Source organism: Rhodococcus sp. DK176, assembly GCF_038447315.2.
Taxonomy (GTDB): Bacteria; Actinomycetota; Actinomycetes; order Mycobacteriales; family Mycobacteriaceae; genus Rhodococcus_F; species Rhodococcus_F jostii_A.
In genome coordinates, this window is the sequence record NZ_CP118321.2 from 66,152 (window position 1) to 84,212 (window position 18,061).

Here is an 18,061-nt window from a genome sequence, read left to right on the forward strand (position 1 = left end):
GGCTACCTGGAGACGGGCGGGTCGCGCCGCTCGAGCACACACACCTCGGTGGGTGAAGTTTCAACTGTCGCGGGGCCGGGTATGTCGATCGTCAAACAGCTGAGGCGGTGGACGATGAAGAGCGGAACAGGCATTGCCGACACCCGCACCGTTCGGGACTATATCCACACGGTGGCCAGAACCGTTCACGCCGACTCCATCGACTGGTGGGACAGCGACGGCATCGAAGCGGTCCTCGTTCTGCCGCACCGGTTGCACTATCTGCCCGGACGCAACGCGGTGCTCGCGTGGAATCGAACGTTCGGCTGGTCACTCGGCGTCGAAGGACTGGGCCGCCGCAGTGTCATCGTGATCGACGGCCTCGGCATCGGGCGGATGCCGTCGCCCGCCGTCTGCGCGGAACGTGCAGTGGAGTTGATCGACGACTACTGCCGCTCGACACCCGTATCGACGGGAGTGCCGAGCACCGGACCCGGCACGACCGCCGCGGACCGGTGTCCCCGCATCGGCCGGGACACCGCCGGCAGCGGACGGCGGGACAGAGTCGTCAGACGACCGTGACCACGGGCGCCGGGGGCCACGACGACAGCGTGGCCCAACCGCATTCCCCCGCGCAGGAGCAGCCGATCGTCGCCGCGGAGGAGGGCGCGGCGCGCATCAGCACGGCGGCGCATCCGCTCGGGAAGCCCGGACCGCGCTTCGATCGCCGGTCACCGTTCTTCATCGGGATGGCGGGGGCCGCCGGTGTCGCCGTCACGTACGCCCTGATCGAGGTCGTTCTCGCGGCCCGCGGGGTGCTGGTCCTCATCGCCGTCGCCGCATTCCTCGCGATCGGCCTCGAACCTGCGGTGTCCTGGCTGGTGCGGCACGGTTTTCCCCGATGGGCCGCGGTCGCAACGGTTTTCGTCCTCGCCTTCGCCGTGCTGGCCGGGTTCCTGGCCGCCGCGATCCCGCCCATGGTGACGCAGGGCGGCGCACTCGTGCACAACGCCCCGGACTACCTGGGACACCTCGAGCAGCGCTACCCGGTATTGGAGGAGCTCAGCACCCGCTTCCACCTGCAGGACGAACTGCGGCGGGCACTCGACGCGAGCAACGCGCCGATGGTGGTCGGCGGGCTCGTGGGTGCGGGCAAGTTCGTGTTCAGCGCCATCAGCGGCACCGTGATCGTGGTCGTGCTCACCGCCTATTTCCTGGCCGACTTCGCACACATCCGGTCGTCGATCTACCGCCTGGCCCCGAACTCACGGCGACCCCGCACGATCCTGATCGGTGACGAAATCTTCGCGAAGGTCGGCGGATACGTGCTCGGGAATCTCTTGATCTCGTTGATCACCGCCGTCCTCACGTTCGTGTGGCTGGTCGCCTTCGACGTCCCCTACCCGTTGCTGCTGGCCGTCCTGGTCGCCGTGCTGGATCTGATTCCGGTGGTCGGCTCCACCCTCGCCGGCGTGGTGGTGGCGCTGGTCGCCCTCACCGTCTCCCTGCTGGTGTCACTGGCCACCATCGTCTTCTTCATCGCCCTCCGCCTGTTCGAGGACTATCTTCTCGTTCCCCGCATCATCGGCCGCACCGTCAAGGTGCCCCCGATGGTCACCGTCGTCGCCGTCCTCATCGGTGGCGCGCTGCTGGGGATCGTGGGGGCGCTGCTCGCGATCCCCGTCGCCGCCGCCGTTCTGCTCCTCGCCCGTGAGACGGTGTTTCCGCAGCTCGACCGCGGCTGAGGAGGCAGGGCACGAAAACGGTCTTGCGGAAGAAGTTTCCGTGTTCTGCTTACCCTGGAGACGTGGGATGCGCCGGGGCATGCTCGGGCCGTGTCCCGAGCATGAGAAAGAGGCGCTGGATGTCGGTGATGAGTCCCACCGAGGCGATGTTCGTGCTGTTCGAGACGCCGTCGCATCCCATGCACGTGGGTGCGCTCGAACTGTTCGAACCGCCGCGCGAGTCGGGGCCCGACCATGCCCGGGCCATGTTCGAGGCGCTGATCTCGCACGAGGGCGCGTCGGACACGTTCCGCCGGCGCGCCGTACGCCCGCTCCGCGGGGCCAGTTACCCCTGGTGGTCGTTCGACGACCGCATCGATCTCGGCTACCACGTGCGGCACACCGCGGTCCCGGGCCGGGGCCGGATGGAGGACCTGCTGTCGCTGGTGTCCCAGATGCACGGCATGCCGCTCGATCCGCAGCACCCGATGTGGGAGATGCACGTCATCGAGGGGCTCGCCGACGGACGGACGGCCGTGTTCTCGAAGATTCACCTGTCGTTGATGGACGGACCGGCGGGGCTGCGACTTCTCCACCACGCGCTGTCGACCGACCCCGACGCCCGCGACTGCCCCGCACCGTGGACTCCCGGGGTCGCCGGTGTGCCGCGGCGCGAATCCGTGTTGCCGGTGGCCGTGGTCCGGGCCGGGGTGCGGGCCGCCACCAGCATCGTCGGGGTACTGCCCGCGCTCGCGAAAGTCGCCTACGACGGCGTCCGCGAGCAGCATCTGACCCTTCCCCTGCAGTCGCCGCCCACGATGCTCAACGTTCCGGTCGGCCGGGCCCGGAAACTGGCGGCACGATCGTGGCCGATCCGGCGCCTGGTGTCGGTGGCCACCGCCGCCCACACCACGATCAACGCGGTGGTGCTCGCGATGTGTTCGGGGGCTTTGCGCCGGTATCTCCTCGAGCAGTACGCGCTGCCGGACGCGCCGTTGACGGCGATGCTGCCCGTGCCCCTCGACCTCGGCGGCACGATGATCGGACCGCGCGGCCGCGATCACGGCGTCGGCGCCATGGTCGTCGGCCTGGCCACCGACGAAGCTGATCCGGCGGCACGCCTCGCCCGCATCAGCGAGTCGGTCGAGCACACCAACCGGGTGTTCGGCGCGCTGAGCCACACCCAGTTCCAACTGATGAGCGCGCTGGCGATCAGCCCGATCCTGCTCGAGCCGGTCCGACGGTTCGTCGACGACACTCCCCCGCCGTTCAACGTGATGATCTCGTACATGCCGGGCCCGTCGAGGCCGCGATACTGGAATGGGGCCCGCCTCGACGCCGTGTATCCGGCGCCGACGGTCCTCGGGGGTCAAGCACTCAGCATCACCCTCACCAGCCGGTCCGGTCAGCTCGACGTCGGCGTGGTGGGCGATCGGCACGCCGTCCCGCATCTACAGCGGATCATCACGCACCTGGAGACGTCGCTCAGCGATCTCGAGCACGCGGTCGCCGCATCCGGCACCTGATCCCTAACCGGGCGGCTGCCGCAGCGACGTGCGGTTCTCCTCCCAGCATCGTGCGACGTGATCGCCGACGAGGTCGTCGAAGGCGAGGCAGGCCGCAGCCCCCAGCAGGATGTCGCCGGCCACGTCGGGCCGGGCCGCGACCAGTCCGCCGGCGAGGTCGCGGCAGACGATCTGTTCGTGCACGGAGTCGGCCTCCACGTGCTCGTCGAAGAACAGGGTGGCCGCCTTCCCGAATCCGAGGCGGCGCAGTCCGGCGGCGTATTTCTTGCTCGGCAACGCGGACGTGGTCTCCACCGCGCACAGGTGTCCCACCAGGGCCCCGAGCCGGCTGCGGTGCAGGCCGAACAGGGACAGCGCATTGAGGGACGCCAGCGTCACGGCGGGGACCGCGTCGATGTAGTGCGCGTAGTCGTCGGACAACCCGAGTTCACGCATGGTGGTGGCGAACAGCGCCGAGTGCATCCGCTCGGGTCTGCCGCCGCCGTACTCGTCGGACTGCACCTCCACCAGCGCCGCCTTCGGCGCGCCCGCGAGCCGCGGAATGCCGAACGTGTGCACGTCGGCCTCACGCAACTGGTTCAGGGAACGGTGGATCAGCAGTTCCCGGAACTGGGTGAGATCCGCCTCGTGGGCCATGTGACCGGACAGCCCCGGCGCCGTGCTGGGGGCGGTCATCGCCCACAGTGCCGCCACCACGTCGTCGGCGCCGGTCGGCGCGTCGGCGACGTCACGGATCGCGGCGTCGAACGGAACGTCGAGCGCCGACCGGGCGGCGATCAGGTCGCTGTTCCACTCCCATTCGTCGCCGACACCGGTGATCCCCTGCAGGTGCAGTTCGTAGAGCGCGGTCAGGCAGATCTGCGCGTCCTCGTCGAAGAGGAACGCCCGCGGACTGTCGCGCGCCGACGAGGCGAGGGAGCGTGCCGCCGCCACGAACGGTTCGGCATCGGCGACGTCTGCGCGCAGAATGGAGAACAAGAGGTCGCTGACAGGCCCACGCGGCTTCGGAAAGGGCATGGACGTTCCCGATTGCGCGACCGTGTCCGACATCGACCGAGAGTGCAAAGTAGTCATATGAACTCCATTCCCATTGCCGGCGCCGACGAATCCGACGTCACGATCACGGTCTGCCCTGATGGTCCACTGCTGGTGCGCGGTGCTGCGCGGATCCTCGACCCCGAAGGTAACCCGCTCGGCACCGATCGGGCCACCGTGGCGCTGTGCCGGTGCGGGCGGACAAGCATCGCTCCGTTCTGCGACTCGTCGCACAAGAAGCGGCGCCGCCCGTAGGGCCGACCCGCATCAGTTGCGCTTCCGGTTGTGCGCGCGGCGGCGCGCGATCACGAACGTCACGACGCCGACAAGGATCACGATGGCGATAATTTCCATCCGCTCCGATTACCCACTCCGCGGGCAAGCTACGCCGCGCCCCGGTTGCCTCCCCCGGTTCGATGGCGAGAAGTGCAGTGGGACAACCGGAAACGACGACAGCCCGCCGTCGGCGGTGGTCCGCGGGCAGAAACGTTCGCCGCTGTCATTGACACGATGGGGTAACGTCAGAGTCCTGCACGGTTGAGCCCCCAGCCGCAATGGACGGGCACGGTTCACGCGCCTTATTTCGTGCCTGTCTCCTAACGTCGCTCGACCGTGAGGAAACGACATGAAATCTGTTCTCAGTGCGCTGCCGACACGCTACGGCCCACCCGACAGTTCGACGCTGTTCAGTTGGGCCGTCGAGCCCGAGCACGGGCGGCTCTCCGTCGTCAGTGCGCCCGGTGCCGGCGGGATCCTCGTGGTCCGGATATCCGGTGACATCGACGTCACCACCCTGCACACCTTCGGGAATCATCTCGACGAGGCGATCAACGAACGACTTCCGTTCGTGCTCGACCTGACGGACGTGCAATTCTTCTGCGCGTCTGCCCTGCCGGTACTCGGCACCATGGCCGCCCGCGCCCGCCGGCTCACCGTGCCGTGGGCGGTGACCGGCAACAACGCACTCCGCAGGCCGTTGACGGCAATGAAGATGGCTGCACAGATCCCGTTCTGCGCCGACCTGGAGGACGCCTTCCTGCTGGTCGCCCAGGGAGTTCACCAGGGTGGGCGCTCGGCGTGAAGGATTCCGTTCCGCACGGCGCGTCCGACTTCGTGGTGGTCGCCAACCGGCTGCCCGTTGACATGGAAACACTCGACGACGGGACGACACGCTGGAAGCGGAGCCCCGGAGGCCTCGTCACAGCACTGGAGCCGATCCTTCACGACCGGGAACGCGGTTCCTGGGTGGGCTGGCCCGGTGTGCCCGACACGAAGGTCGAACCGATCGTCTCCGGCGGGGTCGACCTGTACCCGGTGGAGCTGAGCTCGGACGAGGTCAAGCTGTATTACGAAGGATTCTCGAACGCGACGCTGTGGCCGCTGTACCACGACGTGCTGGTGGCACCGGTCTTCGACCGGGACTGGTGGCACTCGTACCTGGACGTGAACCGCCACTTCGCCGAGGAGACCGCGCGCACCGCGGCCGAGGGCGCAACCGTGTGGGTGCAGGACTACCAGTTGCAGTTGGTGCCCCGTCTGCTGCGGGAGATGCGCCCCGACCTGACCATCGGGTTCTTCCTCCACATCCCGTTCCCGCCCGTCGAACTGTTCATGCAGTTGCCGTGGCGCAAGGAGATCGTGGAGGGGCTGCTCGGCGCCGACCTCATCGGCTTCCACCTGCCCGGCGGCGCCAACAATTTCCTGTTCCTGGCGCGCCGGCTGCTGGGACTCGACACCACCACCGCAGGTGTCGGCGTGCGCAGCGCACTCGGCAAGGTGACACTCGACGGCCGGGTCGTGCAGGTCGGCGCGTTCCCCATTTCCGTCGACTCGCGGCAACTGGTCGAACAGGCAACCGATCCCGCCATCGTCGAACGGGCCGCCGAGATCCGCCGCGAACTCGGAAACCCCCGCAAGATTCTCCTCGGAGTCGACCGGCTCGACTACACGAAGGGCATCGACCTGCGGCTCTCGGCGCTCGGCGAACTGCTCGACGAGGGTCGCCTCGATCCGTCCGACACCGCGATGGTGCAACTCGCCACCCCCAGCCGTGAACGCGTCGAGCACTACATGAAGATGCGCAGTTCCATCGAGGAGCAGGTCAGCCACATCAACGGTGACCACGGTCAGATCGGCCGGCCATTCGTGCACTACCTCTATCAGCCGGTCGATCGCAGCGAACTGATCGCGCTGTTCCTGGCCGCCGACGTCATGCTGGTCACCCCCATGCGGGACGGGATGAACCTCGTCGCCAAGGAGTACGTGGCCTGTCGCGCGGACCTGGGCGGGGCGCTGGTGCTCAGCGAGTTCGCCGGTGCCGCCGCCGAACTCCGGGGCGCCTACCTGGTGAACCCGCACGACCTCGACGGAGTGAAGAACACGATCATGGCCGCGCTGGACCCGGAACGGGAGCAGGGACGGCGCCGCATGTCACGACTGCACCGTCAGGTGCTCGACCACGACGTGCACCGGTGGGCGCAGTCGTTCCTCGGCGCGTTGTAGCCGTCGCCCGCGACCGAGCGTCGCATCACACCCCTGTCCTGGATCGGCCGAGGCCGAAGGAGAACACATGATTCGCGTTGCCTCCGTCCCGGAGTCCCATGTCTACGTTCGTCATCTGGGCGAGCCGGACGGAGGCGGCGGCGACGTCGTCCGTCTCGCCGATCCCGTCCCGGCAGACGGTCGCAAGGTCCCCGGGGGATGGTGGCCACCGCTCATGCTCGATCCGGGCTGGATCAGCCGCCACCATCGCGAATTCGACGTGTTCCACATTCATTTCGGATTCGACGCCATCGAACCGGCGGACATGAAGGACATCGTCCACGAGTTGTCCGCCCGCGGGAAGCCCTTGGTCTACACGGTGCACGACCTCCGCAACCCACACCACCCCGACGCCGGGCCGCACCTGGAGGTTCTCGACGTGCTGGTGCCCGCCGCTACCGAGTTGGCCACACTCACCGAGGGCGCCGCAGCCGTCATCGACGCGAACTGGGCCCGCACCGCGACGGTCCTCGCTCACCCGCACGTCGTGGAGCGCCCTCTGGTCGAGCGTCCCCGCCCGGACTCGGACGACTTCGTGGTCGGGGTGCACGTCAAGAGTCTGCGCGCCAACATGGATCCGTTCCCGGTCCTGGACGCGCTGACCCGCACGGTCGCCGCTCTCCGCGGAGCGCGTCTGCAGATCGATGTCCACGACGAGATCTTCCGACCGGACAGTTATTGGTACGCGCCGAACGCGGCGGCGCGACTCCTGCGCTACCGCGACGCCGATCGGGTCGACGTGCGCGTCCACCCGTACTTCACCGACGCCCAGTTGTGGAAGTACCTGTCGTCGCTGTCGGTCTCAGTGCTGCCCTACCGCTTCGGCACCCACTCCGGGTGGCTCGAGGCGTGCTACGACCTGGGTACCGCGGTGGTCGCCCCGACATGCGGCTTCTATGCGCAGCAACAGGACTGTGCCACTTTCGGATTCGACGAGGACTCCTTCGACGCCGCCTCGCTCGACCGGGCCGTCCGCACCCTGCACCGATCCGCGACGGCCCGGGCGACGTGGCACGAGCGCGCAACCCAGCGGCGCCTGCTCGCGCAGGCGCATCACAACCTGTACGAAAGAGCACTGTCGTGGCGTGCGCTGCCGTGAACGTCGACGCCCTGCGCATCGCCCTGATCGCCTCCAGCCGGCACCCCATCCGCCAGCCCTTCCCCGGCGGCCTCGAATCGCACGTCTGGCACCTGGCGCGGAGCCTGTGCGCGGACGGGCATCGAGTCAGTCTGTTCGCCGGACCCGGATCCGATCCGGGTCTCGGTTGCGCGCAGCTGACGGTGGAGACCTTGGAAACGAGTGCGGCCGCCCGGCAGGACGTGTCGATGCCACCGATGGACTTCCTGCGGGACCACCACGCCTACCTGCGGTTGATGCTCGATCTCGCCGGACCGCTGGCGGATTCGTTCGACGTGGTGCACAACCACAGCCTGCACTACCTCCCCGTCGCCATGGCTCCCGCGGTCCCGACACCCGTGCTGTCGACATTGCACACTCCGCCCACCCCGTGGCTCGAGTCGGCTCTCGCCGTCCGGGCCGGCACCGACGCCCATTTCGTGGCCGTGAGCAAGCACACCGCCGCAGCGTGGAGTCACGCGATCGACCGCATCGACGTCGTGCCGAACGGGGTCGACGTCGACCGCTGGCCTCAGGGTGACGGCGGCCCGCACCTCATCTGGTTCGGCCGACTGGTAGCGGAGAAGGGTGCGCACGTCGCGATCGCGGCGGCGCGCCGAGCGGGCTTCGCGATCCGCCTTGCGGGGCCCATCAGCGATCCGGGCTACTTCGAGAGCACGATCGCACCCCTGCTGGGTCCCGGCGTGACCTATCTGGGCCACCTAGCCCAGCCCGAGTTGGCGACCGCGATCGGCGGTTCGGCGGCGGCGGTGATCACCCCGCTGTGGGACGAACCGTACGGTCTGGTCGTCGCCGAAGCGCTCGCCTGCGGAACGCCGGTCGCCGCGTTCGCGCGCGGCGGGATCCCCGAGGTCCTCTCCGCCGACTGCGGTCGCCTCGTCGTGCCCGACGACGTCGACGCCCTCGCCCAGGTGATACCGCAGGTCGTCGCGTTGCCACGCCGGGTAGCCCGCGAACACGCACGGAGCCACTGCTCGGAACGTCGCATGGTGGACGCCTACGTGAACATCTACCGGCGGCTCGCGGCGAACCGGGTCCGCGCCGACGGCGACCGGAAGGTGGCATCGTGATCGGCTACTACATCCACCACCACGGGACGGGCCACCGGGTGCGCGCCTCGAGCATCTGCGCGGCCCTGGAGGCACCGGTCACCGCTCTCTCCTCGGCGCCGGTCGACCCCGGCGGTCCGTTCGCGGACCGTGTCCGGCTGGCGCGCGACGACCGGGGCTCCTCCCCCGAGAACCCCACCGCCGACGGCGCACTGCACTGGGTTCCCGCCCACGACGTCGGGCTGCGGACCCGCATGTCCCGGATAGCGTCGTGGGTCGACGCGACCCGACCCAGCCTGATGGTCGTCGACGTCTCGGTGGAGGTGGCTGCATTCGTTCGACTGCTGGGCGTGCCCGTGGTGATGATCGCGATGCCGGGAGAGCGCACAGATCCGGCCCATCGTCTCGGCTACCGGCTCGCCGACCACATCGTGGCCGCATGGCCGCAGGCGATGTACGACCCGGAATGGTTACGGGAATTCGCGCACAAGACCACATTCGTCGGCGGGATCAGTCGGTTCGACGGCCGCGCACCCGCCGCCGGTCCCGCCTCCTCCCGACCCCGGATCCTGGTGCTCAGCGGCGCCGGCGGCACCGCGGTGACGGTCGGGGACGTCCGTCGGTGCGCCCACGTGCATCGCGACTATCGATGGCAGGCACTCGGGGTTCCGGGCGCACCGTGGATCGAGGACCCCTGGCCGGAACTGTGCGGCGCCGACGTCGTCGTGTCCGACGCCGGGCAGAACTCGGTCGCCGAGATCGCCGCCGCCCGCCGTCCGGCCATCGTCATCGCGCAGCCGCGTCCGTTCGGTGAACAATCGGCGACGGCGCACTCGCTCGCGAGCGGTGGACTCGCCGTGTCGATACCGCAGTGGCCGGAGGTGACCAGATGGCCGGCGCTGCTCGACCGGGCACTCGCCCTCGGCGGCGACAGCTGGGTGCGTTGGCAGACCGCGGGCGCCGCCACCCGCGCAGCGGCAGTCATCGACAGCCTGGCGAAACGGGCGGAATCGGCGCCGTGAAGGTCGCGGTCGTGACGATCGCCGCACGCCGGGACCGTCATCTGCGGATGCAGTTGCGTTCCCTCGAACGGAGCCAGCGTACCTGCGACGACCACATCGTCGTCGCGATGGGTGACCCGCGGACGATGGACACTGTCTCCGAGAACGGACACGCACGGGGGATCTGGCTCGACCACGACGACGGCCCGCTGCCCCTGGCGGCCGCACGCAATGCGGGTGCGGATGCCGCACTCGCCGCCGGCGCCGATCTGCTGGTCTTCCTCGACGTCGACTGCCTGGCGTCCGAGGGTCTTCTCGGCTGCTACGTGTCGGCGGCCGAGCATCCGGACAACCGGTCGGCCCTGCTGTCCGGCCCCGTGACGTACCTTCCGCCTCCAGAACCCGCAGGGTACGACCTCGCCGGGCTCGGGCGGCTGCGATCCCCTCACCCGGCCCGCCCGGCGCCGCCGCACGGGACCGTCACAGCGGGAAGCGACTTCGATCTGTTCTGGTCACTGTCCTTCGCCGTCGGCCGGGCGACCTGGCAGCACATCGGCGGGTTCTGCACCGACTACACCGGCTACGGCGGCGAGGACACCGACTTCGCGCAGACCGCCCGCGCCGCGGGAGTCGGTCTGCGATGGGTGGGCGGAGCCGACGCGTTTCACCAGTATCACCCCGTGTCGGATCCACCCGTCGAGCACCTGCGGGACATCCTCACCAACGCCCACACCTTCCACCGGCGCTGGGGGTGGTGGCCGATGCAAGGCTGGCTGAGGGCGTTCGAAGCCGACGGCCTGATCGAGTACGACCGCGATCGCCGCACGTGGGTGAGGAGTTGACCTCACTCGGGATTCGTCGTCACCGACTCGACGATGCGGCGCGCCACCTCGGCCAACTTGACGTGCTCCTGCTGCGACTGCGCGACGAGGATCTCGAACGCCTGGTCCGCGGGCACGCCCCGCAGCGCCATCACGATTCCCTTGGCCTGCTCGATGACCGCACGGGACTTCATGGCCTTCGTGAGACCCGAAACCTCGTTCCTGGCCAACTCCACGCTGCGGGCGCTCCTCAGCAAACCCTCGATCGCCGTCGTGTAGACGAGCAGCACCACGGCGTCGAGTTCGCTGAACCCGTGATCCCCCTGCCCGTAGATGTTGAGTGTGCCGGCGAGGGCCTCGTCGACGGCGAGCGGCGCGGACAGGAAGCTGCGCATGCCGGCCTGGTCGAGATTGTCCGCGACCGACGGCCACCGGGCCGCGGCCTCCCCGAGCCGGGCCTTGACGACCTTCCGCGTTCCGGCGACACCGAAGTAGTCGCCGTCGAGGGCCTGAAAGTTCGGAATGTCGATCTCACGGACCGCCTCGTCCGTGTACGCGACGGTCACCACCCGTCCGTCGCGCAGCAGCGAAATCCCGGCCATGTCGGCGTCGGCGATCGCGTCCACCACCTGGTCGCAGACCCGCTGAAGCAGCAGGCTCATCTCCACCTGCGAGCCAGAATTGCGATTGAACTCGTCCAACGCGATTGCCAAGGAGCCCAATTGGGCGGCGATCGTCGCGTTGTCGAGCTCGGGGGACATCGACTCGGGGCGCTCACCCACAGTCTCGGCCATTCTCGGATACACCTCAAAATTCCGGGTGTAACCGACAGGACACCCACTGAACGAACGCAGCAGTTGTCTCTACCGTCGAGAAGACTTTACTCGACCCCGGGACCGCCTCCGTCCACCGATCCCGTCCCGGACGGTGAGGCGGGAGATTCCCCGGTCAGCAAACTCAGCGCCGCCGCGGACGGCCGGAGGATGCTTCCGGCGCTCATCGACGAACCCCGGGTCAGACCGCTGTGGGAGGACACCGCGTCCTCGAAGTTGCGGAGCCGCTCCTCCGCCGTCCGGCAGGCGGCGACCGGAGCGTCGCGGCTGTCGGCGAAGGCGAATTCGGCTCGGATCACGTCTGCCAGTGCGTCCACGAACGCGGCCGCACTCTCCCGGATCTCCGGGTCGAGCGGGCCGAACGGGGGTTGCGGCGCCAGCGCCAGCGAGGTGGCGCGGACGATCTCCGTGCACTGGGGCCAGTCCTCGGACAGCGCCACGACCGCCGGTTTCCATTTCCTTCCGGCGGCGGCCGCACCGGCGGCGCGTCGCATATTGGCGCGCGCGCTCTCATCCGTCCAGGCCACGGCGTCCAGGGCGTCGTCCAGTTGCACCCGCACGTGCGCCGCCCGTTCAGCCCAACGATCGGGCTGTCCACCGGTTCCCGGTTCCCGCAACTCCCGGGCCACGTCGCACAACAGCGACGTGGCCGTCGAACCCAGCCCCGTCACTGCGCGTTCGGACCGCCTCAGGTACAGCGGAGGCAGGAGCAGCGCGTTCACGGCCACCCCGGTGCCGGCGCCGAGCGCGATCGCCAGGATGCGGTCGCCGAGTATCGCCGGTTGATCGGAATCGCCGTACGTCACCATCAGCAGCGCGGTGACCGCCACCCACACCCCGCTCGAACCGAATCGGTGCCACCGGCCGAGCAGGAGACCCGTCAGCACCGCCACACCGACACCGACGGTGACCGAATCGAGCAGCATTCCGACCGCCGCGGCCAGCAACACCCCGAGCGAGACCGCCGCGAGTTGCTCGCCGGCCACCCGCAGTGATCGCGACACGGTGACCTCGATCATGAACACCGCTGCGTAGGGCGCGAGGAACGGCTGCGGCAGCCCGAGAAGGCGCTCGGCCAGAATCCACGCGAGCACCGCAGCGGTCGCGGCCTTCGCCGACTGCACCACCACGGTGTTTCGCTGACCGTCCCCCGCCCACGAGCGCAGACGTCGGAGTGTGGTGACGTGCAAGAGTCCTTCTCTCCCTTCGTGCGACAACAAGTGCCGTGTGCCCGAGTCGCGGCAGCACCAACCGACACGGTTCGAACGCGGCGCGTCCGGGTATGCCGGGCACTATGAACACCCACGTGACCGCGACGCACCTGCAGACACTTCTCGATTCGCCACTGCCGGATCCCGCCCTGATCCTGCAGGGCGGCGCCCCCACCATCGTCGATTCGGGTGAGCTGGGCGACGAGCACCAGTCCCTGATCATCGTGACCCGGACCGAACTGCGCGAGCAACTCCCGCAGGACCGCGACTGCTCGCAGAGCGATCTGGAGTTCCACGCCGCGTCGCTCGAATCGACGGTCGCGGGTTTGGGTGGCTGACCCGGGGTGATCAGCCGTCGCCCAGCTGCGCCCGCAGTCCGGAGAGGGTGCGCGCCAGGATCCTCGACACCTGCATCTGCGAGACGCCCACGCGCTGGGCGATTTCCGTCTGGGTCATCGATCCGAAGAACCGCAACATCAGCACGCGGCGTTCGAGCGGCGGAAGTTTCTGCAGCGCAGGCCGCACGGCGGCGTGACTCTCCACGTTCGCGAGCTCCGGATCCTCCTCGCCGAGCGTCTCCGCGAGGGGAAGGTCGTCGGGATCATCACCCATGGCTGCATCCATCGACAAGGTTTGGTAGGCGTTCTTCGCGAGCAGGCCCTCGGATACTTCACGGACGTCGAGTTCGAGTTGGGCGGCGATCTCACTGGCCGAAGGTGACCGACCCAGTTCCTGCGACAGCTCGTCGACGGCCTTGGTGATCAACGCGTGAAGTTCCTGCATGCGGCGGGGCACCCGCATCGACCAGCCGGTGTCGCGGAAATACCGGCGAACCTCGCCCATGATCGTGGGCACCGCGTAGGACACGAAGTCGAAGCCCCGGTCCGGATCGAAGCGGTCGACGGCCTTGACCAGTCCGAGCCGGGCGACCTGCAGCAGATCCTCGTGCGCCTCGCCGCGCCCGCCGAATCGGCGGGCGATGTGATCGGCGAGCGGAAGGCAGCGTGTGATGACTTCGTCGCGCAGCGCGGACGCCTCCCCGGACGACGCGTCCAAGGCTCGCAGGCGCGCCACCGTGGGCGCCACGTCCTTGTAGTCGTCTCTGCCGGGACGGTGCCGCTCGCCACGTTCCGAAACCGGTGACACTAGATGGTGCCCCTGTATTTGACCAGTTCCACCGCCACGGTCCGTTCGACGGACCCGTTGCCGACGGGTCCCTCCGATACCGAAACCGCATTCATCAACGTCTCGAGCACGTGCCAGCCGAAGCTTTCCCGGTTGGGCACTCCGCCGCGGGTGAGGGGTGCACTGATCGTCACATGCAACCCCGGCTCCGTGACGACGAACGAACACGTCAGTTCGGCACTTCCCGGCGCAGCCGCGATCAGTTCCGAACACACCTCGTCCACGGCAAGTTTGATATCGGCCACGTCGTCGAGCGTGAAGTCTCCCAGAACGGCGAGAGTTTCCGCGACGGCGCGCACCACAGGCAACTGTTCGAACTCCGCCGCCACACGAAGCTCCACGGGCACACCGGATCTCGTTCTCATTCGTCTAACCTCGTCGACCTCGGCCATCTGCACTCCACGTCTGTGTCGTCGGTTTCTGCGACTCTCGGCAGCGTACCCAGCTGCCGCGACCCTCAACCCGCCGGCGAACGAAAGTGCGAGCGCGTGCCGAATGCGTCCCGACGTGCGGGTTCGACGAACTCGATTCGGTGGGCTCAGGCGATCCGGACGTCGCGTGCCTGGTCGCCGGTCTCGGTGCGGCAGACGGCGAAGCTGACGCGCTGCCCTTCCTCGAGAATGCGGTGACCGTCGCCGGCGATTTCGGAGACGTGCACGAAGATGTCGTCGGATCCGTCGGCCGGGGCGAGGAAACCGAAACCCTGTTCGGCGTTGAACCATCGCACCGTGCCCGTGCGCAGTGCCGTCGACTGCCGGGCCGGCAGCGTGTGCCCGGCGCTCATCGTGCCGCCCTTCGATCGGCCAGGCCGTGGAGCGCAGCGCCGCCCCCCAGACTCGCAACGAGCAGAACCACAAGCAGAGCCACGTTGAGCATTGCTCCTCCTCGGCGTGCGCACGGTCGACCCCTGGTCGAATCAGACCGAAGGTAGTGCCTCTAGTACGGATGTGGGGCGATTCGGGCGGAGCGTTTGCACAATCGAGATCTGCCGACCACAGCGCATCCGCGCTCCACACCGCAGAAGATCTGATTTGCTCGGCATAGATTTTGTAGTACGGTCGAGTTGTCGGAACTTCGGCGATCGAGTCAGGAACGTTGTTCGACACGACCGCAGGTTGCGGCGAGGCAGGGTCACGGTGATTCGAGACTTCTCACCACGGGTACGCGGTGAGTTCATCCGGCCCCGCCTCCCCGGCAATCGAGGGGCACCCAATGCCTCGAAGTTCCGCCGGCAGGTAGTAGCGAAAGAGAGGACCGAGAATGTCGAAGTTCACCGTGCCAGGTCTTTCCGACGATCAGGGCGCGCGAGTCGCCGACATACTTCAGAAGCGGCTCAGCGCATACAACGATCTGCATCTGACGCTCAAGCACATTCACTGGAATGTGGTGGGTCCGAATTTCATCGGCGTGCACGAGATGATCGACCCGCAGGTCGAGTTGGTGCGGGGCTACGCGGACGCCGTCGCCGAACGCATCGCCGCGCTGGGGAATTCGCCCGACGGCACCCCGGCCGCGATCGCCCGCGACCGCACCTGGGACGACTACTCGGTGAAGCGGGACACGGCGCAGGCGCATCTCGGTGCCCTCGACCTCGTCTACAGCGGCGTCGTCGGAGACAACCGCAAGGCGATCGCTGAGACGGGCGACCTCGACCCGATCACCGAGGACCTTCTCATCGGGCAGACCGGCGAACTCGAGAAGTTCCAGTGGTTCGTCCGCGCCCATCTCGAGAACTCCGGCGGCAGCCTCTCGAACAACGGCGCGCACTCCGAAAAGCAGGCAGCCGCGCAAGCGCGGTGAGCACGGTCGATCTCCCGTCCACAACGAAAGGTGACGAACATGGCTGACAACAACAGCGGTCCGGCAGAGGCCGTCAAGGGCGTCGTCGAAGACGTCAAGGGTAAAGCGAAGGAAGCCGCGGGTGCGGTGTCCGGCCAGGACGATCTCACCCGCGAGGGCAAGGCGCAGCAGGACAAGGCCGCCGCCCAACGCGAGGCCGCCGCAAAGGAAGCCGAAGCCGAGAAGGCCCGCGGCAAGGCCGAAGCGCAGGAAGCACGCCAGCGCGCCGAACAGTGAGACGGTGCGGGCCGGATCACGACCGGCCCGCACCGAGCGTCTCTTCTCCGAGCGGAATCGGCAATCGCCGGTCACCACTCTCCCCCGAAAGGACTGATACGTGCTAGGACTGGGAATTCTGGGCTGGATCATCATCGGCGGCCTCGCCGGGTGGATCGGCAGCAAGATCATGAAGACCGACGCCCAGATGGGCATCATCCTCAACATCGTCGTCGGAATCGTCGGCGGTCTCCTCGGCGGCTTCATCCTCCGCCTCTTCGGCACCGACGTCGAGGGCGGCGGTCTCTGGTTCAGCTTCTTCACCTGCCTCCTCGGTGCGGTGATACTCCTGTTCCTGGTCAAGCTCGTGACCGGGCGAAGCACGGCCGGGCGACGCTAGTCCCCCGCACTCCGGAACCGGGCCTGCCCATCTCACGATGGGCAGGCCCGGTTTCGTCGCGTATTCCACACGAAATCGTGGCCTCGACGCCGGCGGTGGGGTACTCGTGGGGGATGGACAGTCGAGGACCGGCTCGGGACGATGCGAACTGGAACTTCCGCGCCCGGCACGAGACCGAGACTCAACGACTCGACCGGAACTGGAGCGGCCTTCTCCAGGAACTGCGCGTCGTGCAGACCGGGGTGCAACTACTCACCGGCTTCCTGTTGACGTTGCCGTTCCAGCAACGGTTCGAGGACCTCTCGGACAGTGAGGTTGCCATCTATCTGGCGACCGTCGCACTGTCGGTGACGTCGACCATGCTCCTGGTGGCCCCGGCCGGCCTGCACCGCATGCTCTTCCGTCGGCACGCGCTCCCGGATCTCGTGTCCGCATCGCATCGCCTCGCGATCTGTGGCATCGCCACCCTCGCGCTGGCGCTGATCGGTGTGGTGGCGTTGATCTTCAGCTTCGTGATCTCACCCATCGCCGGAGTTGTCGCCGCCGCGGTGGCCCTCGCGATGTTTTGCGGACTCTGGGTCTTCGCCGCGATCCTGCGGTCGCGGCATCGCTCGACCGACGGCGATTCCGCCGATCGATGAGCACGGCGGGAGTGCGCCCTGTTTCGCCCGGAACGCTCCCGGGTAGGCGGTGCGGAGACGAGGAAGGAGCACGGACATGACCGATATCCATCGCGGCGATACCCCGCGGGTCCAGCCGCCCGGCGCTGCACACGATCTCGACGATCTGTCGACGGTCCAACTCGTCGAACGACTCACCGATCAGGTGACGGGACTCGTACGGACCGAGATGACCCATGCCCTCACCGAAGTGAAAGACAAGGGAACGCGCTTCGGGATCGGAGCGGGTGTCTCCGGAGCGGGCGTGCTGCTCCTGCTGTCCGGATTCGGGGCCCTCGTCGCCACCGCAATTCTGGGACTGGCGACGGCACTCGATCCGTGGCTGGCCGCATTGATCGTGGCCGCCGTACTGATCGTGGTGGGCAGCGTCGTGGCGGCGGTCGGAGCCCGCCGCGCCAAGAACGCGCTGCCGCCTGTACCCGCGCGGACGGCGAACAGCGTGCGCGCCGACGTCGACACCGTCAAGGAAGGCCTTCGATGACCGACCCCCAGCCCGAACCGGAACTTTCTGTCGCCGAACAACGAGCCGCGCTCGCATCCACTGTGGATGCGCTGCACAGCAAAGTGGACGTGCCCGCACGCGCCAAAGCCGGCGCGCGCCACGAACTCGACAGGGTCCGGCAGCAACCCCGCGGGGTCGCGGCCGCCGGACTCGTGACCGCATTCGTCGTTGCCTACTTCGCCGTGCGACAACGCCGTCGGCACCGCCACTGAAGGAGAGCAAAAACATGACCAAGGACACTCACGGAGAGACGGACGAGCCCAAGGGTGGCCGTCCCGGTCCCGTCGATCACGGCAAGAACGGCGGCATGGCCACGCGAGAGAACGCGCCCGAGTTGGCAGAGGACTCCGCCGACTCCGACACAGAGACCGACTGATGAAA

General features: G+C 68.1%; 24 protein-coding genes. 18 read left to right on the forward strand and 6 right to left on the reverse strand.

Annotated elements, in window-relative coordinates:
* Nucleotides 1-114 precede the first annotated feature (114 nt).
* From PSR88_RS00350 to PSR88_RS00360, 3 genes are all read left to right on the forward strand, one after another.
* On the forward strand, nucleotides 115-561 hold the full coding sequence (locus PSR88_RS00350) for a DUF6292 family protein (RefSeq protein WP_029539657.1): 447 nt from the start codon (nucleotides 115-117) through the stop codon (nucleotides 559-561).
* Entirely contained in the window at nucleotides 558-1,724 is a 1,167-nt protein-coding gene (locus PSR88_RS00355) for an AI-2E family transporter (protein WP_029539656.1), read from the forward strand. The genes PSR88_RS00350 and PSR88_RS00355 overlap by 4 nt, the downstream gene beginning before the upstream one ends.
* A gap of 119 nt (nucleotides 1,725-1,843) precedes the next feature.
* Complete coding sequence (locus tag PSR88_RS00360) at nucleotides 1,844-3,229, forward strand: WS/DGAT/MGAT family O-acyltransferase (RefSeq protein WP_009472628.1); 1,386 nt, start codon at nucleotides 1,844-1,846, stop codon at nucleotides 3,227-3,229.
* 3 nt (nucleotides 3,230-3,232) lie between these two features.
* Here the strand turns inward: PSR88_RS00360 and PSR88_RS00365 are convergent, their stop codons facing one another.
* Nucleotides 3,233-4,279 carry an iron-containing redox enzyme family protein gene (locus PSR88_RS00365; RefSeq protein WP_016884252.1) on the reverse strand — a complete coding sequence of 349 codons (1,047 nt, stop codon included), beginning with the start codon at nucleotides 4,277-4,279 and terminating at the stop codon, nucleotides 3,233-3,235.
* 24 nt (nucleotides 4,280-4,303) lie between these two features.
* On the opposite strand from PSR88_RS00365, the gene PSR88_RS00370 reads away from it, so the two are divergent.
* From PSR88_RS00370 to PSR88_RS00400, 7 genes are all read left to right on the forward strand, one after another.
* Nucleotides 4,304-4,519 (forward strand): CDGSH iron-sulfur domain-containing protein, encoded by a 216-nt coding sequence (locus PSR88_RS00370; RefSeq protein ID WP_016884251.1) that lies wholly within the window; start codon nucleotides 4,304-4,306, stop codon nucleotides 4,517-4,519.
* Nucleotides 4,520-4,889: 370 nt separating this feature from the next.
* Nucleotides 4,890-5,345 carry an STAS domain-containing protein gene (locus tag PSR88_RS00375; protein ID WP_011593417.1) on the forward strand — a complete coding sequence of 152 codons (456 nt, stop codon included), beginning with the start codon at nucleotides 4,890-4,892 and terminating at the stop codon, nucleotides 5,343-5,345.
* On the forward strand, nucleotides 5,342-6,766 hold the full coding sequence (locus tag PSR88_RS00380) for a trehalose-6-phosphate synthase (RefSeq protein ID WP_016884250.1): 1,425 nt from the start codon (nucleotides 5,342-5,344) through the stop codon (nucleotides 6,764-6,766). Before PSR88_RS00375 ends, PSR88_RS00380 begins: the two co-directional genes overlap by 4 nt.
* A gap of 67 nt (nucleotides 6,767-6,833) precedes the next feature.
* Entirely contained in the window at nucleotides 6,834-7,904 is a 1,071-nt protein-coding gene (locus PSR88_RS00385; protein ID WP_016884249.1) for a hypothetical protein, read from the forward strand.
* Nucleotides 7,886-9,013, forward strand: coding sequence for a glycosyltransferase family 4 protein (locus PSR88_RS00390; RefSeq protein WP_016884248.1), 1,128 nt, complete (start codon nucleotides 7,886-7,888; stop codon nucleotides 9,011-9,013). The genes PSR88_RS00385 and PSR88_RS00390 overlap by 19 nt, the downstream gene beginning before the upstream one ends.
* Nucleotides 9,010-10,014 carry a glycosyltransferase gene (locus PSR88_RS00395; RefSeq protein WP_009472635.1) on the forward strand — a complete coding sequence of 335 codons (1,005 nt, stop codon included), beginning with the start codon at nucleotides 9,010-9,012 and terminating at the stop codon, nucleotides 10,012-10,014. Before PSR88_RS00390 ends, PSR88_RS00395 begins: the two co-directional genes overlap by 4 nt.
* Nucleotides 10,011-10,835 carry a glycosyltransferase family 2 protein gene (locus PSR88_RS00400; RefSeq protein ID WP_011593421.1) on the forward strand — a complete coding sequence of 275 codons (825 nt, stop codon included), beginning with the start codon at nucleotides 10,011-10,013 and terminating at the stop codon, nucleotides 10,833-10,835. The genes PSR88_RS00395 and PSR88_RS00400 overlap by 4 nt, the downstream gene beginning before the upstream one ends.
* A gap of 2 nt (nucleotides 10,836-10,837) precedes the next feature.
* Here the strand turns inward: PSR88_RS00400 and PSR88_RS00405 are convergent, their stop codons facing one another.
* Together PSR88_RS00405 and PSR88_RS00410 are read right to left on the reverse strand one after the other, a co-directional pair.
* Complete coding sequence (locus tag PSR88_RS00405; RefSeq protein WP_016884247.1) at nucleotides 10,838-11,608, reverse strand: GAF and ANTAR domain-containing protein; 771 nt, start codon at nucleotides 11,606-11,608, stop codon at nucleotides 10,838-10,840.
* A gap of 86 nt (nucleotides 11,609-11,694) precedes the next feature.
* On the reverse strand, nucleotides 11,695-12,837 hold the full coding sequence (locus PSR88_RS00410; RefSeq protein WP_016884246.1) for an FUSC family protein: 1,143 nt from the start codon (nucleotides 12,835-12,837) through the stop codon (nucleotides 11,695-11,697).
* A 104-nt stretch (nucleotides 12,838-12,941) separates the two neighbouring features.
* On the opposite strand from PSR88_RS00410, the gene PSR88_RS00415 reads away from it, so the two are divergent.
* Nucleotides 12,942-13,196, forward strand: coding sequence for a hypothetical protein (locus PSR88_RS00415; protein WP_009472640.1), 255 nt, complete (start codon nucleotides 12,942-12,944; stop codon nucleotides 13,194-13,196).
* A 10-nt stretch (nucleotides 13,197-13,206) separates the two neighbouring features.
* On the opposite strand, the gene PSR88_RS00420 is transcribed toward PSR88_RS00415, so the two are convergent.
* The 3 genes from PSR88_RS00420 to PSR88_RS00430 form a co-directional block, all read right to left on the reverse strand.
* On the reverse strand, nucleotides 13,207-14,004 hold the full coding sequence (locus PSR88_RS00420; RefSeq protein ID WP_011593425.1) for a SigB/SigF/SigG family RNA polymerase sigma factor: 798 nt from the start codon (nucleotides 14,002-14,004) through the stop codon (nucleotides 13,207-13,209).
* Nucleotides 14,004-14,435, reverse strand: a complete 432-nt coding sequence (locus tag PSR88_RS00425; RefSeq protein WP_009472642.1) for an ATP-binding protein — start codon at nucleotides 14,433-14,435, stop codon at nucleotides 14,004-14,006. The genes PSR88_RS00420 and PSR88_RS00425 overlap by 1 nt, the downstream gene beginning before the upstream one ends.
* 146 nt (nucleotides 14,436-14,581) lie before the next feature.
* On the reverse strand, nucleotides 14,582-14,827 hold the full coding sequence (locus PSR88_RS00430; RefSeq protein ID WP_009472643.1) for a cold-shock protein: 246 nt from the start codon (nucleotides 14,825-14,827) through the stop codon (nucleotides 14,582-14,584).
* 476 nt (nucleotides 14,828-15,303) lie between these two features.
* Between PSR88_RS00430 and PSR88_RS00435 the strand changes: the two genes are divergently transcribed.
* The 7 genes from PSR88_RS00435 to PSR88_RS00465 all read left to right on the forward strand — a co-directional run bounded on the left by PSR88_RS00435 (nucleotide 15,304) and on the right by PSR88_RS00465 (nucleotide 18,056).
* Nucleotides 15,304-15,843, forward strand: a complete 540-nt coding sequence (locus PSR88_RS00435; protein WP_009472645.1) for a Dps family protein — start codon at nucleotides 15,304-15,306, stop codon at nucleotides 15,841-15,843.
* Nucleotides 15,844-15,882: 39 nt separating this feature from the next.
* A complete protein-coding gene (locus PSR88_RS00440) occupies nucleotides 15,883-16,119 on the forward strand; it encodes a csbD family protein (protein WP_009472646.1) in 237 nt (78 codons plus the stop codon).
* 100 nt (nucleotides 16,120-16,219) lie between these two features.
* Nucleotides 16,220-16,498 carry a GlsB/YeaQ/YmgE family stress response membrane protein gene (locus PSR88_RS00445; RefSeq protein WP_009472647.1) on the forward strand — a complete coding sequence of 93 codons (279 nt, stop codon included), beginning with the start codon at nucleotides 16,220-16,222 and terminating at the stop codon, nucleotides 16,496-16,498.
* 113 nt (nucleotides 16,499-16,611) lie between these two features.
* On the forward strand, nucleotides 16,612-17,139 hold the full coding sequence (locus PSR88_RS00450; RefSeq protein ID WP_009472648.1) for a DUF6328 family protein: 528 nt from the start codon (nucleotides 16,612-16,614) through the stop codon (nucleotides 17,137-17,139).
* Nucleotides 17,140-17,215: 76 nt separating this feature from the next.
* Nucleotides 17,216-17,659, forward strand: a complete 444-nt coding sequence (locus tag PSR88_RS00455; protein ID WP_011593428.1) for a phage holin family protein — start codon at nucleotides 17,216-17,218, stop codon at nucleotides 17,657-17,659.
* Nucleotides 17,656-17,892: a DUF3618 domain-containing protein gene (locus PSR88_RS00460; RefSeq protein ID WP_016884245.1), complete on the forward strand. Its 237-nt coding sequence runs from the start codon at nucleotides 17,656-17,658 to the stop codon at nucleotides 17,890-17,892. Before PSR88_RS00455 ends, PSR88_RS00460 begins: the two co-directional genes overlap by 4 nt.
* Nucleotides 17,893-17,906: 14 nt before the next feature.
* The gene (locus tag PSR88_RS00465) at nucleotides 17,907-18,056 is read left to right on the forward strand and encodes a hypothetical protein (protein WP_016884244.1); all 150 of its coding nucleotides are present in this window, start codon (nucleotides 17,907-17,909) and stop codon (nucleotides 18,054-18,056) included.
* Nucleotides 18,057-18,061: the final 5 nt, after the last annotated feature.

What these genes read in the sequence shown, in the direction of transcription:
- PSR88_RS00350 (WP_029539657.1), top strand. Translation starts at nt 115, where the DNA reads ATGAAGAGCGGAACAGGCATTGCCGACACCCGCACCGTTCGGGACTAT.
- PSR88_RS00360 (WP_009472628.1), top strand. Translation starts at nt 1,844, where the DNA reads ATGTCGGTGATGAGTCCCACCGAGGCGATGTTCGTGCTGTTCGAGACG.
- PSR88_RS00365 (WP_016884252.1), bottom strand. Translation starts at nt 4,279, where the DNA reads ATGTCGGACACGGTCGCGCAATCGGGAACGTCCATGCCCTTTCCGAAG.
- PSR88_RS00370 (WP_016884251.1), top strand. Translation starts at nt 4,304, where the DNA reads ATGAACTCCATTCCCATTGCCGGCGCCGACGAATCCGACGTCACGATC.
- PSR88_RS00375 (WP_011593417.1), top strand. Translation starts at nt 4,890, where the DNA reads ATGAAATCTGTTCTCAGTGCGCTGCCGACACGCTACGGCCCACCCGAC.
- PSR88_RS00385 (WP_016884249.1), top strand. Translation starts at nt 6,834, where the DNA reads ATGATTCGCGTTGCCTCCGTCCCGGAGTCCCATGTCTACGTTCGTCAT.
- PSR88_RS00405 (WP_016884247.1), bottom strand. Translation starts at nt 11,608, where the DNA reads ATGGCCGAGACTGTGGGTGAGCGCCCCGAGTCGATGTCCCCCGAGCTC.
- PSR88_RS00415 (WP_009472640.1), top strand. Translation starts at nt 12,942, where the DNA reads ATGAACACCCACGTGACCGCGACGCACCTGCAGACACTTCTCGATTCG.
- PSR88_RS00425 (WP_009472642.1), bottom strand. Translation starts at nt 14,435, where the DNA reads ATGGCCGAGGTCGACGAGGTTAGACGAATGAGAACGAGATCCGGTGTG.
- PSR88_RS00430 (WP_009472643.1), bottom strand. Translation starts at nt 14,827, where the DNA reads ATGAGCGCCGGGCACACGCTGCCGGCCCGGCAGTCGACGGCACTGCGC.
- PSR88_RS00435 (WP_009472645.1), top strand. Translation starts at nt 15,304, where the DNA reads ATGTCGAAGTTCACCGTGCCAGGTCTTTCCGACGATCAGGGCGCGCGA.
- PSR88_RS00440 (WP_009472646.1), top strand. Translation starts at nt 15,883, where the DNA reads ATGGCTGACAACAACAGCGGTCCGGCAGAGGCCGTCAAGGGCGTCGTC.
- PSR88_RS00450 (WP_009472648.1), top strand. Translation starts at nt 16,612, where the DNA reads ATGGACAGTCGAGGACCGGCTCGGGACGATGCGAACTGGAACTTCCGC.
- PSR88_RS00455 (WP_011593428.1), top strand. Translation starts at nt 17,216, where the DNA reads ATGACCGATATCCATCGCGGCGATACCCCGCGGGTCCAGCCGCCCGGC.
- PSR88_RS00460 (WP_016884245.1), top strand. Translation starts at nt 17,656, where the DNA reads ATGACCGACCCCCAGCCCGAACCGGAACTTTCTGTCGCCGAACAACGA.
- PSR88_RS00465 (WP_016884244.1), top strand. Translation starts at nt 17,907, where the DNA reads ATGACCAAGGACACTCACGGAGAGACGGACGAGCCCAAGGGTGGCCGT.